This window comes from Dechloromonas hankyongensis (assembly GCF_022012295.1).
Classification (GTDB): Bacteria; Pseudomonadota; Gammaproteobacteria; order Burkholderiales; family Rhodocyclaceae; genus Azonexus; species Azonexus hankyongensis.
Map to the genome: position 1 here is coordinate 1,164,680 of NZ_JAKLTN010000002.1, position 13,969 is coordinate 1,178,648.

The following is a 13,969-nucleotide window of genomic DNA, read 5'->3' on the forward strand; positions in this document are numbered from 1 at the left end:
CGCTCCTCATTCGGAAGGAATATGTGGCAAGGCCAGGTATTCCTTCGAATTCATCTCGGTTAGACGGCTGACCGTGCGTTTGAATTCACTGGCCTGGGTGCCTTCCGTGTACAACTCCTCGGCCGCGCAGTCGGCGGTCGCGATCAGCTTGACCTTGTGGTCGTAGAAGACATCGACCAGCCAGGTGAAGCGACGGGCTTCCGAAGCCTGGTGCGAGGTCATCCGCGGAATGTGCGAGAGCAGCACCGTGTGATAGCTGCGCGAAATTTCCAGATAGTCGTTCTGCGAACGCGGCCCGCCGCACAGGATCTGGAAATCGAACCAGATCACGCCATGGCCGCGACGCAGCGTGTCGATATTGCGGCCGAGGATTTCGATATGGCCGCCCTTCTTGCCCTCCTCCCCGGCCACCATCTTGAAGTATTCGAGCATCTTCTTCTCGGCTGCAGCATCGGCCGGATGGTGATAGATCTCGACCTGCTCCAGGGCGCGCAGGCGGTAGTCGATGCCGGCTTCGACCTCGAAAACGTCGAGATGCTGTTTGAGCAGGGCGATGGTCGGCAAAAAGGTTTCGCGATGCAGGCCGTTCGGATACAGCATGTCCGGCGGATAGTTGGAAGTCATCACGACGATGACGCCCTTGGCGAACAGGCCCGTCATCAGGCGACCAAGGATCATCGCATCGGCGATGTCGGAGACGTGAAATTCGTCGAAGCAGAGCAGGCGGACTTCCTTGGCCACCTGCTCGGCGATCTTCAGCATGGGGTCCGGCTCGCCCTTGTACTTGTCGAGATCGCGGTGGATCTGCTGCATGAAGGCGTGGAAATGGATGCGCCGCTTGCGGCGGTAAGGCACCGAGTCGTAGAAGCAATCCATCAGGAAGCTCTTGCCGCGCCCGACGCCGCCCCAGAAATACACGCCCTTCGGCGGCTTGGGCGGTGCCAGCAGGCGTTTGAGCGTGCTGCCGCGATCCACCTTAAACGACAGCAGATTGGTGTATAGCGCCTGCAGGGCATTGGCGGCCGCCATCTGGGCGGCGTCGGCGACATAGCCCCGGGAGTCGAGCAAAGCCTTGTAAGCGTCGAGCATGCCCTGAGCGGCGACGTTCAATTTTTTATGCGGCATTGGTGCAAAATTTCTGCGTTGGGAAAGCTCGTATTTTCGCAAATAAAAAAGGCGGGTGCGTAACCGCAACCCGCCTTTATGGACTATTGAAGCGTAATCAGAAGTTCAGCGTCCGCTTGTCGCAAGCCAGCGCGGCTTCATGCACGGTCTCCGACAGGGTCGGGTGAGCGTGGCAAATGCGCGCCAAGTCTTCGGAAGCACCGCCGAATTCCATCGCCACGACGGCTTCGGCGATGATTTCGGAAGCGTTGGCACCGATGATGTGCACGCCGAGGATACGGTCGGTCTTCTTGCAGGCCAGCATCTTGACGAAGCCGGACGGGTCGCCCATGCCCAGCGCGCGGCCATTGGCCAGGAACGGCACCTTGCCCGCCTTGTACTCGACGCCCTCGGCCTTCAGTTGCTGTTCGGTCTTGCCGACCCAGGCAATTTCCGGCGAGGTGTAGATGACGAAGGGAATGGTGTTGAAGTCGCAGTGACCAGCCTGGCCAGCCATCAGTTCGGCAACCATGACGCCTTCTTCATGCGCCTTGTGCGCCAGCATCGGACCACGCACCACATCGCCGATGGCCCACACGCCCGGCAGGTTGGTGGCGCAGTGACCGTCGACTTCGACGAAGCCGCGGGCATCCAGCTTCAGGCCGACGCCTTCGGCATTCAGGCCGTCGGTGTTCGGCACGCGGCCGATGGAGACGATCAGGCGATCGGCATCCAGCTTCTGCTCCTTGCCGTCCTTGTCGGTGTAGGCGATGGACACGGCCTTCTTGGTGGCCTTGATGTCGCCGATCTTGACGCCAACCTGGATGTTCAGGCCCTGCTTGGTGAACAGCTTGAGCGCTTCCTTGGCAACATCAACGTCGGCCACCGACAGGAATTCCGGCATGGCTTCGAGAACGGTCACTTCGGAACCGACGCGACGCCACACCGAACCCATTTCCAGACCGATGACGCCGGCACCGATGATGGCCAGCTTCTTCGGCACGGATTCCTGATTCAGGGCGCCTTCGTTGTCCATGACGATCTTCTGGTCGACCGGCACGTTGGGCAGGTGACGGGCCTTGGAGCCGGTAGCAACGATGACCTGCTTGGCCAGCACTTCCTCAGCGCCGACCTTGACCTTCCAGTAATCGCCTTCCTTGCCGACGAAAGAACCGTGGCCAGCCAGGAAGGTGACCTTGTTCTTCTTCAGCAGCATCTTGATGCCGCCGGTCAGCTGATTGACCACGCCATCCTTGCGTGCCTTCATGGTCGGCACGTCGATGGTGGCCTTGCCAACCTTGATGCCCTGGGCTTCAAAGCTGTGGTTGGCTTCCTCGAACAGGTGCGAGGTGTGCAGCAGCGCCTTGGACGGGATGCAGCCGACGTTCAGGCAGGTGCCGCCAAGACGCGGCTCGCCCTTCGGGTCAGCATAGGGATTGGATTCGGCGCAAGCGGCCGAGAAACCGAGCTGCGAAGCGCGGATGGCAGCGATGTAGCCGCCGGGGCCGCCGCCGATAACGAGCACGTCAAATTGCTTGGACATGTGACAAACCTTTCAGAATTCAGATGTGCAAAAGCGCCAGCGCCCTTGTCGGGACACTGGCGCCGGCAGACGTCGATTAGACGCCGAGCAGCAGGCGGGACGGATCTTCCAGCGCTTCCTTCATGGTCACCAGACCGAGGACGGCTTCGCGGCCGTCGATGATGCGGTGATCGTAGGACATGGCGAGGTAGTTGATCGGACGCACGACGACCTGACCGTTTTCAACGACCGCACGGTCCTTGGTGGCATGGATGCCGAGGATCGCGGATTGCGGCGGGTTGATGATCGGGGTCGACAGCATGGAACCGAAAACGCCGCCGTTGGAGATGGAGAAGGTGCCGCCAGTCAGATCTTCGATCGACAGCTTGCCATCCTTGGCCTTGGCGCCGAATTCGGCGATCTTCTTCTCGATCTCGGCGATGGACATCTGGTCGGCGTTGCGCAGGATGGGCACAACCAGGCCGCGCGGCGAACCGACGGCGATACCGATGTCGATGTAACCGTGGTAGACGATGTCGTTGCCATCAACCGAGGCGTTGAGGACCGGGAACTTCTGCAGGGCGGCGCAAGCGGCCTTGACGAAGAAGCCCATGAAGCCCAGGCGAACGCCGTGTGCCTTCTCGAACTTCTCGGCGTACTGCTTGCGCAGCGCCATGATCGGACCCATGTTCACTTCGTTGAAGGTGGTCAGGATGGCGTTGGTCGATTGCGACTGCAGCAGGCGCTCGGCGACGCGAGCCCGCAGACGGGACATCGGCACGCGCTGTTCGGTGCGCTCACCCAGGGCCACACCGGTGTTCGGGGCAGCGATGCTGACCGCAGCCGGAGCGGCAGCGGCAACCGGGCCGGCCTTCGGCGCAGCAGCAACGGCATCTTCCTTGGTGACGCGGCCACCACGACCCGAACCGGCGACGTCGCCAGCGGCAATGCCCTTTTCGTCGAGGATCTTGCGTGCCGACGGGCTGGCGGTGCCGGCCGGTGCAGCAGCGGCGGCAGCCGGAGCGGCCTTGGCGGCGGGGGCCGCGGCCTTCGGCGCTTCGGCAGCCGGGGCGGCAGCGCCCGCCTTGGCTTCCGTATCGATGCGGGCGATCAGTTCGCCGGAAACGACGGTTTCGCCATCGCCCTTGACGATTTCGACCAGCACGCCAGCGCCTGGCGACGGGACTTCGAGAACGACCTTGTCGGTTTCGATATCGATCAGGATTTCATCGCGCGCAACAGCTTCGCCGATTTTCTTTTTCCAGGAAGCCAGCGTGCCTTCGGCAACGGACTCGGACAACTGGGGGACTTGAACTTCGATAATGCTCATGTGTGACTCCACTCTGTTGTTTTATTAGTACTCGATCTTGCCCAGTGCGGACTCGATCAAAGCCTTGGTTTGCTCGTTGTGCTTGGCCAGATAACCGACCGCCGGCGACGAAGAGGCAGGACGCGAGACCAGCAGCATCTTCTGCTTGGTGCCGAGCTGCGAATCCAGATGGTGACGCGAGGCGATCCAGTACCAGGCGCCCTGGTTGCGCGGCTCTTCCTGACACCAGACGATTTCGGCGGCCTTCGGATACTTGGCCAGTTCCTTTGCCAGGGAGTCCTTCGGGAACGGATAGAGCTGTTCCAGACGAACGATGGCGATGTCCTTGATGCCCTTTTCGCGACGCGCGTTGACCAGGTCGTAATAGACCTTGCCCGAGCAGAGGATCACGCGCTTGACCTTCTTGGCGTCGATCGCATCGACTTCGCCGATGACGCGCTGGAATTCGCCGTTGGCCAGTTCTTCCAGGGAGGAGCTGGCATCCTTGTGGCGCAACAGCGACTTCGGCGACATGACGATCAGCGGCTTGCGCTGCATGCGGACACCCTGACGGCGCAGCATGTGGAAAACCTGGGCAGCCGTGGTCGGCATGCAGACTTCCATGTTCATTTCGGCGCACAGCTGCATGAAGCGTTCCGGACGGGCGGAGGAGTGCTCCGGACCCTGACCTTCGTACCCGTGCGGCAGCAACATGACCAGACCGCAGGCGCGTCCCCACTTGGCTTCACCCGAAGCGATGAACTGGTCGATGACGACCTGGGCACCGTTGGCGAAGTCGCCGAACTGGCCTTCCCAGATGACCAACTCGTACGGGTTGGCGGAAGCGTAGCCGTAGTCGAAGGCGAGAACGGCTTCTTCGGACAGAACCGAGTCGTAGCACTGGAAGCCGGCCTGCTTTTCCTGCAGGTTCTTCAGCGGATGGTAGGTACCGATATCCCAGCTGGTACGGTTCTGGTCGTGGAAGGCGGCATGGCGGTGGAAGAAAGTACCCCGGCCGACGTCTTCACCGGAAATGCGCACGCCGTAGCCGGAAACCAGCAGCGAAGCGTAGGCCAGGTTCTCGGCCATGCCCCAGTCGACCGGCAGCTTGCCTTCGCCCATGGCGGCACGATCTTCGACGATCTTCTTGACGCGCGAATGCAGCGTGAAGCCTTCGGGAACGGTGCTCAGGCGCTGGGCCAGACGTTGCAGTTCCTTCATCGGCACCGTCGTATCGCAGGTTTCGACGTAGTGCTTGGTCAGGAACGGAGTCCAGTCGATGGTGTTCGGATGCTTGTAACCAGCCAGCACCGGGTTGTACAGCAGCTCGCCCTTGTCGAGGTGAGCGCGGTAGTCAGTGATCATCTGGTCCGGACCGTCGGCAGCCAGCACGCCTTCGGCGATCAACTTGTCGCCGTACAGCTTGCGGGTACCCGGATGCTTGCTGATGATCTTGTACATCAGCGGCTGGGTAACCATCGGCTCGTCCTGCTCGTTGTGGCCGAGCTTGCGGTAGCAGATGATGTCGATGACGACATCCTTCTCGAAGGTCTGACGGTACTCGACGGCCAGTTGGGTAACCAGCGCCACGGCTTCCGGATCGTCGCCATTGACGTGGAAGATCGGTGCATCGACCATCTTGAAGATGTCGGTGCAGTAGTGGCCGGAGCGGTAGTCGCGCGGGTCGGAGGTGGTGAAGCCAACCTGGTTGTTGACCACGATGTGCAGCACGCCGCCGACACCGTAACCGCGGGTCTGGGCGAAGTTGAGCATTTCCTGGTTGACGCCCTGGCCGGCTACGGCGGCGTCGCCGTGCACCAGGATCGGCATGACCTTCTGCTTGCTGCCTTCGCCGCGACGAACCTGGCGGGCATAGACGGAACCGGCCACCACCGGGTTGACGATTTCGAGGTGGGACGGGTTGAAGGCCAGCGTCAGGTGGCAGGCGCCGCCCGGGGTGGACACGTCGGACGAGAAGCCCATGTGGTACTTTACGTCGCCGGCCGACAGGTCGCTCTTCTTCTTGCCTTCGAATTCGGCGAAGAGCATGGACGGGGCCTTGCCCAGCGTATTGACCAGCACGTTCAGCCGACCGCGGTGTGCCATGCCGACGACGACTTCGTCGACGCCCAGCTTGCCGCCGGTGCGGATGGCTTCGTCCATCGAGACGATCAGCGATTCGCCGCCTTCCAGCGAGAAGCGCTTCTGGCCGACGTACTTGGTGTGCAGGTAACGCTCGAGGGTTTCAGCAGCAGTCAGGCGCTCGAGAATGCGCTTTTTCTGTTCGGCATTGTAGGTCGGACGCGAACGGATGTTTTCGAGGCGCTCTTGCAGCCAGCGCTTCTCGTCGTAATCCGTCATGTACATGTATTCGACGCCGATGGTACCGCAGTAGGTCTGCTTCAGCGTTTCCAGAATATCGCCGAGCTTGGCGGTGTCCGGCAGGCCCTTCAGCGAACCGACGTTGAAAGTCTGGTTCAGGTCGGCATCGGTAAAGCCATAGAAAGACGGCTCCAACTCGTCGATCTTCGGGCGCGGCAGGCGCTTGAGCGGATCGAGTTCGGCCCAGCGGGTACCGAGCGAGCGGTAGGCCGTGACCAGTTGGCCGACGGCGGATTGCTTCTTGTGCTCGGTGGAAGCGGAAGCCGGTGCGGCCTGGCGGAAACCGCCGTCCTTGGCCAGTTCGGCGAAGGCGGCAATGACCGGCGCGTGGGCGACGTCGCGGGCAACGTAACCCGGCATCTGAGCCAGGCGGTCGAAATAATCGCGCCATTCAGGCGAAACGGAGGTCGGATCGTTCAGATAGTTTTCGTACAGCTCTTCAACGAACGGCGCGTTGCCGCCGAAGAACATGGTGCTGTCGAACAGTTGGTTCATCGTAGTCATAGGCATCCCCACTAGGGTGTTTTTCTTGATTTGTAGCTGCTTTTGTGCGGTGCTACAGGTCTCCGCAGGTAAAAAAAGGGCGGCCACGCGGCCGCCCAATTTTTTCTTTAGCCGCGTTGGGCGAGCGGTACTACATCGCGCTTGGCGGCGCCGATGTACAGCTGACGCGGACGGCCGATCTTGTATTCCGGATCGGTGATCATTTCTTCCCACTGCGTCATCCAGCCGACCGTACGGGCCAGCGCGAAGATACAGGTGAACATTTCGGTCGGGATGCCGATGGCCTTCTGGACGATGCCGGAGTAGAAGTCGACGTTAGGGTACAGCTTCTTCTCAACGAAGTACGGATCTTCCAGGGCGATCTTTTCCAGTTCCATGGCCAACTTGAACAGGCGGTCGTTCTGCAGGCCCAGTTCAGCCAGCACATCGCCGCAGACCTTGCGCATCAGCTTGGCGCGCGGGTCGAAATTCTTGTAGACACGGTGACCGAAGCCCATCAACTTGAAGGAATCGTTCTTGTCCTTGGCGCGATTGATGTACTCGCCAACGCGCGACACATCGCCGATCTCTTCCAGCATCTGCAGGCAGGCTTCGTTCGCACCGCCGTGGGCCGGGCCCCACAGGCAGGCGATACCGGCCGCGATACAGGCAAACGGGTTGGCACCAGAGGAGCCAGCCAGACGCACGGTCGAGGTCGAGGCGTTCTGCTCGTGGTCGGCGTGCAGCGTGAAGATGGTATCCAGGGCATTGACCAGCACCGGGTTCGGCACGTACTTCTCGCACGGATTGCCGAACATCATGCGCATGAAGTTGGCGGTGTAGTCCAGCTCGTTGTCCGGATACATGAACGGGGCGCCGGTGTTGTACTTGTAGGCCATGGCAACGATGGTCGGCAGCTTGGCAACCAGGCGGTTGAAGCTGACGTTGCGGTGCTCGACGTCGGAGAAGTCCATGGCGTCGTGGTAGAAGGCGGACAGGGCGCCAACGACACCGGTCATGACGGCCATCGGGTGGGCATCGCGACGGAAACCGGAGTAGAACTTGGTCAGCTGCTCATGCACCATCGTGTGCTTCTTGATGGTGTTTTCGAAGTCAGTCTTCTGCTTGGCATTCGGCAGTTCGCCGTTCTTCAGCAGATAGGTCACTTCGAGGAAGTTGCAGTTTTCGGCAAGTTGCTCGATCGGGTAGCCGCGGTACAGCAGCTCGCCCTTGTCACCGTCGATGAAGGTGACCTTGGACTTGCAGCTGGCGGTGGAGAGGAAACCGGAGTCGTAGGTAAACAAACCGGTCTTGCCACCGAGCGTGCGAATATCGACGCAGTCGTTGCCGTGCGTCGGAGACATGATCGGGAAATCGACGGGAGCCTGCCCATCGATTGTCAAAGTTGCCTTGCGTTCGGTCGTCATGGTGTCTTCCCTTTACAGGTGTTGATTGTCACTGCACTGCCAAAAAAGCGGTAAACGTTCCAAAGTTAGAACATAAACCTTACTCAACTCTTACGAATCGCCGCCACGATAGGCGCGAAACGAGGATCATCGCACTCGGTCTTGCCGCTGAGCCAGTACCAGAGCTCGTGATCCTCCATATCGGCCAATTCCACGAACACCTGCTGCTGCTCGTCGGTCAGCTTGTCAAACCCGTCATCGAGAAAACGCGTCAGCGTGATGTCGAGTTCGAGAAGCGCACGACGGATACAGCGCCAGCGCAGGCGTTCGTAGTCCGCCCGCTCCATCAGACGGCGCGGCGAACCATCATGTCCTTGATCTTGCCGATGGCCTTGGTCGGGTTCAGACCCTTCGGGCACACGTCAACACAGTTCATGATGGTATGGCAACGGAACAGGCGATACGGGTCCTCGAGATTGTCGAGGCGCTCGTTGGTGGCCTGGTCGCGCGTATCGGCGATGAAACGGTAGGCGGCCAGCAGGCCGGCCGGCCCGACGAACTTGTCCGGGTTCCACCAGAACGACGGGCAGGACGTGGAGCAGCAGGCGCACAGGATGCACTCGTACAGGCCGTTCAGTTCTTCGCGATCTTCCGGCGATTGCAGACGCTCGCGTTCCGGAGCCGGATCGTTGTTGATCAGGTACGGCTTGATCGAGTGGTACTGCTTGAAGAACTGAGTCATATCGACGATCAGGTCGCGAATGACCGGCAGGCCGGGCAGCGGACGCAGCACGATCGGCTGCTTCAGGCTGTCGATGTCGGTCAGACAGGCCAGGCCGTTCTTGCCGTTGATGTTCATGGCGTCGGAACCGCAGACGCCTTCACGGCAGGAGCGACGATAGGAAATCGTGTCGTCCTTGGCCTTCAGTTTGGTCAGCGCGTCCAGCAGCTTGCGGTCGGTCGGTTCGATTTCGACCGAGATATCCTGCATGTACGGCGCGTCATCCTTGTCCGGATCGTAGCGATAGATGCTGAATTGAACCATGCGTTTGCTCATTCTGGACTCCAATTAGTACGAGCGCGTCTTGAGCGCAACAGGCTCGACGGTCAGGGGTTGCATGTTCACCGGCTTGTAGGTGATCGAGTTATCAACCGGCGAGAACAGCGTGTGCTTCAGCCATTCCTTATCGTTGCGGCCATTCGGGAATTCCGCGGTATCCGGCGCGTCGTCGCGGACGTGGGCACCGCGCGATTCCTTGCGGGCTTCGGCGGAGATCATCGTGGCCTTGGCGACTTCGATCAGGTTTTCCATTTCGAGGGCTTCGGTACGGGCCGTGTTCCAGGCCATCGACTTGTCCTTGATCTCGAGCTGGCGAGCGGCCTTTTCGACTTCGAGGATCTTCTCGACGCCCTGCTTCAGCATATCGCCGAAGCGGAACACACCGGCGTGATCCTGCATGGTGCGCTGCATGGCCAGGCGTGTTTCATGCACATTGGCACCGCCCTTGCGGTTGTCGATGGCGGCGATACGGGCCAGCGACTTGTCGGCGGCGTCCTTCGGCAGTTCGCGGTGGGCCTTGCCGGCCTTGAGATCTTCGACAGCGGAGTCACCGGCCGACTTGCCGAAGACCAGCAGGTCGAGCAGCGAGTTGGTGCCGAGGCGGTTGGCGCCGTGCACCGAGGCGCAGGCGCATTCGCCGCCGGCATAGAAGCCCGGAACGACGGCATTCATATCGCCACCTTGCGGCATCACGACGCGGCCAGAGTAGTGGGTCGGAATACCGCCCATCTGGTAGTGACAGGTCGGAACGACCGGCAGCGGCTCCTTCAGGCAGTCGACACCGGCGAACTGCAGGCCGATTTCGTGGATACCCGGCAGGCGCTTCATGATGGTGGCGGGGTCGAGGTGGGTGATGTCGAGCAGGACGTAGTCCTTGTTGACGCCACAGCCGCGGCCTTCCTTGATTTCGGTCGCCATGGCGCGGGAAACCACGTCACGCGACGCCAGATCCTTGGCGTTCGGGGCGTAGCGCTCCATGAAGCGTTCCTTGCTGGAGTTACGCAGGATGCCGCCTTCGCCGCGCACGCCTTCGGTGATCAGCACGCCGGCACCGGCCACGCCGGTCGGGTGGAACTGCCAGAATTCCATGTCTTCGAGCGGGATGCCGGCACGCGCCGCCATGCCCAGGCCGTCGCCGGTGTTGATGAAGGCGTTGGTCGAAGAGTAGAAGATACGGCCGGCACCGCCGGTCGCGAAGATGGTGGCACGGGAGTGGAAGATGACAACCTGGCCGGTTTCCATTTCCATGGCGGTGACGCCGAGGACGTGTCCCTCTTCGTCACGGATCAGGTCGAGAGCCATCCATTCGACGAAGAACTGAGTGTTGGCCTTGACGTTGCGCTGGTACATGGCGTGCAGCATGGCGTGACCGGTACGGTCAGCGGCCGCGCAGGAACGACGCACCGGCTTTTCGCCGAAATTCGACATGTGGCCGCCGAACGGGCGCTGATAGATCTTGCCGTTGTCGGTACGGTCGAACGGCATGCCGTAGTGCTCGAGCTCGACGACCACTTCGTTGGCCTTCTTGCACATGAACTCGATGGCGTCCTGGTCGCCGAGCCAGTCGGAACCCTTGACGGTGTCGTACATGTGCCACGTCCAGTGATCTTCCTCGGAGTTACCCAGGGAAGCGGCCACACCGCCCTGCGCTGCAACGGTGTGCGAGCGGGTCGGAAAAACCTTGGACAGCACGGCCGTCTTCAGGCCGGCTTCGGACAATTGGATCGCGGAACGCAGACCGGCGCCACCGGCACCGACGATGACCGCATCAAACTTCAGAACAGGAATACTCACGCTTACAGCCTCCAGAGAATCGCAGCAGCCCACGCGGTGTAACCCACCAGAGCAGCAATGGTCAGAACGTGCAGGGACAGGCGCAGGCCGGTCGGTTTCACGTAATCCATCCAGATGTCACGCACGCCAATCCAGGCGTGGTAGAACAGGCTGACGAAAAAGAGGAAAGTCAGGAACTTGATGACGCCATTGGCAAAAATACCCTGCCAGGCTTCGAAGGTACCCGGACGCACGACCAGCAGCACTGCGGCGATCAGCACGGAATAGACGGCCATGATGACGGCGGTGGCGCGCTGCGCGATCCAGTCCTTCAGACCGTAGTGGGCACCGACAACGATACGATTGATCACAGCAGAACCCCCCACAGGATCAGGGTCAGCGGGATGCTGACAGCGAAGACGACAGCCGCGGATTGGCGGGCAGCCTCCTTCTCGATACCGACATGCAGGTCGAGCAGCAGGAAACGGATACCGGCGCAGAAGTGGTGAACAAATGCCCACAGCAAACCGGCCAGAATGACCTTGACCGGCAGCATGCCGGCAACTGCCTTGAAGGAGGCAAAGCTTTCAGGAGATCCCAGGCTGGCGCCGAAGAGCCAGAGCATTACCGGGAAGCAGAGGAACAAGCCAACACCGCTGACGCGGTGAAGAATTGAAACCTTGCCAGGCAACGGCAGCCTGATTGTAGTCAAGTCCAAGTTTTTTGGACGTTTCTTGATGGTCATTTCTGCCATGAACGTCATCCCTCGCGTAAAGATGCGGTTATCCGCTTGTACGTGGTTTGAAAAGAACGGTAATTATACATTCAAAACCAAGCCAAAGACGCCACTCCGGGCGCTTTACGACCTAATCCGAAAGCATGATTTCTCTCTCAGCCCAAATCGTTCCGGTAATAATGATGCCGCGTGCAATACAGCCCGCGACGCCACTCCACCGGTTTATTGCCATAGGTGTAAGCCGTCCTCTCAACAAGGAGAAGCGGATCACCCGAACCAACCCCCAACAGCTCCGCACTTTGCGCATCCGCCGCCACCGCCCGCAAATGCTCTTCCGCATTTATCATGCGAACGCCGAAATCGCTTTCGAACAGGCTGTACAGCGAACGGTCACCACCGCGCAGGCGTTCGAGGGTCAAACCATCGAACAGATCGGCCGCCAGATAGATTTCATCGAAAACCACTGGCTCGCCGTCGAAGCGCAACAAACGCTTGACGAGCAGCACGCGATCACCCGCCTTCAAGCCCAGCGCAGCGGCTACCTCAGGTGTCGCAGCGATGGATTCACAGTAGAAGGGATCGCTGACGGTCGGCATTGCCTTGCCGTTATCGGGAACCAGCCGCAAAAAGCGATAAAAGGAACGCGGATCGCTGTGCGTGGCGACAAAAGTCCCCTTGCCCTGGCGACGGACCAGAAGATTCTCGGCCGCCATCTCGTCGATCGCCTTGCGCACGGTGCCTTGACTGACGCTGAAACGCACCGCCAGCTCGCCTTCACTGGGAATGGCATCACCCGGCCCCCACTCGCCCTGCTCGAGACTGCGGATCAGGAAATCCTTGATCTGGCGATAGAGCGGACTGAAGGTCGGCGAAGCGGGGCGGGAAGGACGGGAAGCGTCGCGAGTCATGGGCCGAAATTTCAGCACATTTCGGGCAGACCGTCCACGAAAAGTTGTCTTATATAAGACAGATGATGAATTGACAGGGAAACGCCGAACTTCTAACATCGACAATCTGTTGTTCCGGCTAACCACGCAAGGTCAAAACGAAGCCGGACAAACAAAGACCCGCACAATTTCAACCACGCTTTTCAATACAGGAGCGATTTATGTCCAAAGCCCCCATGCGCGTTGCCGTTACCGGCGCCGCCGGCCAGATCGGTTATAGCCTGCTGTTCCGCATCGCCTCCGGCGAAATGCTCGGCAAAGACCAGCCGGTCATTCTCCAGTTGCTCGACCTGCCGCAGGCTCAGCAAGCCGTCAAGGGCGTCATGATGGAATTGGACGACTGCGCCTTCCCGCTGCTGGCCGGCATGGTTGCCACCGATGATCCGAACGTCGCCTTCAAGGATGCCGACGTCTGCTTGCTGGTTGGCGCCCGCCCCCGTACCAAGGGCATGGAACGTGCCGACCTACTGACCGCCAACGGCGCCATCTTCACCGTTCAGGGCAAGGCCATTGCCGAGAACGCCAAGGAAGACGTCAAGGTTCTGGTCGTCGGCAACCCGTGCAACACCAACGCCTACATCGCTGCTGCTGCCGCCAAGAAGGTTGGCCGCACCAACCCGAACAACTACCACGGCATGCTGCGTCTGGACCACAACCGCGCCCTGTCGCAACTGGCCGAAAAGACCGGCCGCACCGTTTCTTCGTTCAAGAAGCTGGTCGTCTGGGGCAACCACTCGCCCACGATGTATGCTGACTACCGCAACTGCGAATCCAACGGCGACAACGTCAAGGCCCTGGTCAACGATCACGCCTGGAACAACGACGTCTTCCTGCCGACCGTCGGCAAGCGCGGCGCCGCCATCATCGAAGCCCGCGGCCTGTCTTCCGCTGCTTCCGCTGCCAACGCCGCCATCGACCACGTCCGTGACTGGGTCCTCGGCTCCAACGACTGGGTCACCATGGGCGTTCCGTCCGACGGTTCCTACGGCATTCCGGCCGGCATCGTCTTCGGCTTCCCGTGCGAGTGCAAGGGCAATTCCTTCAAGATCATCCAAGGCCTGGAAATCGACGAATACAGCCGCGAGAAGATCAACATCACCCTCAAGGAACTGACCGACGAAGCAGAAGCCGTCAAGGACATGCTGTAAGGCAGTCATTAGCTGCTAGTTATTAGCAGTTAGCAAAATCAGGGGCCGCGGTAAAATACCGCGGCCCTTTTGTTTTTGGCTCAAACCCTACCAACCCGA

12 protein-coding genes are annotated in these 13,969 nt (G+C 60.5%); 1 reads left to right on the forward strand and 11 read right to left on the reverse strand.

Annotated elements, in window-relative coordinates:
• Positions 1-6: 6 nt before the first annotated feature.
• The 11 genes from zapE to LZ012_RS14230 form a co-directional block, all read right to left on the reverse strand.
• Positions 7-1,125, reverse strand: a complete 1,119-nt coding sequence (zapE, locus tag LZ012_RS14180) for a cell division protein ZapE (protein ID WP_275711469.1) — start codon at positions 1,123-1,125, stop codon at positions 7-9.
• A 97-nt stretch (positions 1,126-1,222) separates the two neighbouring features.
• Positions 1,223-2,647, reverse strand: a complete 1,425-nt coding sequence (lpdA, locus tag LZ012_RS14185) for a dihydrolipoyl dehydrogenase (RefSeq protein ID WP_275711470.1) — start codon at positions 2,645-2,647, stop codon at positions 1,223-1,225.
• Positions 2,648-2,723: 76 nt separating this feature from the next.
• A complete protein-coding gene (odhB, locus tag LZ012_RS14190; protein ID WP_275711471.1) occupies positions 2,724-3,956 on the reverse strand; it encodes a 2-oxoglutarate dehydrogenase complex dihydrolipoyllysine-residue succinyltransferase in 1,233 nt (410 codons plus the stop codon).
• A 24-nt stretch (positions 3,957-3,980) separates the two neighbouring features.
• Complete coding sequence (locus LZ012_RS14195; protein ID WP_275711472.1) at positions 3,981-6,821, reverse strand: 2-oxoglutarate dehydrogenase E1 component; 2,841 nt, start codon at positions 6,819-6,821, stop codon at positions 3,981-3,983.
• Between the two features lie 107 nt (positions 6,822-6,928).
• Positions 6,929-8,227, reverse strand: a complete 1,299-nt coding sequence (gene gltA / locus LZ012_RS14200; protein ID WP_275711473.1) for a citrate synthase — start codon at positions 8,225-8,227, stop codon at positions 6,929-6,931.
• A gap of 83 nt (positions 8,228-8,310) precedes the next feature.
• A complete protein-coding gene (locus tag LZ012_RS14205; protein ID WP_275711474.1) occupies positions 8,311-8,553 on the reverse strand; it encodes an FAD assembly factor SdhE in 243 nt (80 codons plus the stop codon).
• Positions 8,553-9,263 (reverse strand): succinate dehydrogenase iron-sulfur subunit, encoded by a 711-nt coding sequence (locus tag LZ012_RS14210; protein ID WP_275711475.1) that lies wholly within the window; start codon positions 9,261-9,263, stop codon positions 8,553-8,555. Before LZ012_RS14210 ends, LZ012_RS14205 begins: the two co-directional genes overlap by 1 nt.
• A gap of 12 nt (positions 9,264-9,275) precedes the next feature.
• Positions 9,276-11,060, reverse strand: a complete 1,785-nt coding sequence (gene sdhA / locus LZ012_RS14215; protein WP_275711476.1) for a succinate dehydrogenase flavoprotein subunit — start codon at positions 11,058-11,060, stop codon at positions 9,276-9,278.
• A gap of 2 nt (positions 11,061-11,062) precedes the next feature.
• On the reverse strand, positions 11,063-11,410 hold the full coding sequence (gene sdhD, locus LZ012_RS14220; protein ID WP_150427861.1) for a succinate dehydrogenase, hydrophobic membrane anchor protein: 348 nt from the start codon (positions 11,408-11,410) through the stop codon (positions 11,063-11,065).
• The gene (sdhC, locus tag LZ012_RS14225) at positions 11,407-11,793 is read right to left on the reverse strand and encodes a succinate dehydrogenase, cytochrome b556 subunit (protein WP_275711477.1); all 387 of its coding nucleotides are present in this window, start codon (positions 11,791-11,793) and stop codon (positions 11,407-11,409) included. The genes sdhD and sdhC overlap by 4 nt, the downstream gene beginning before the upstream one ends.
• 137 nt (positions 11,794-11,930) lie before the next feature.
• Positions 11,931-12,683: a GntR family transcriptional regulator gene (locus LZ012_RS14230; protein WP_275711478.1), complete on the reverse strand. Its 753-nt coding sequence runs from the start codon at positions 12,681-12,683 to the stop codon at positions 11,931-11,933.
• Between the two features lie 200 nt (positions 12,684-12,883).
• On the opposite strand from LZ012_RS14230, the gene LZ012_RS14235 reads away from it, so the two are divergent.
• Complete coding sequence (locus LZ012_RS14235) at positions 12,884-13,870, forward strand: malate dehydrogenase (RefSeq protein WP_275711479.1); 987 nt, start codon at positions 12,884-12,886, stop codon at positions 13,868-13,870.
• Positions 13,871-13,969 lie beyond the last annotated feature (99 nt).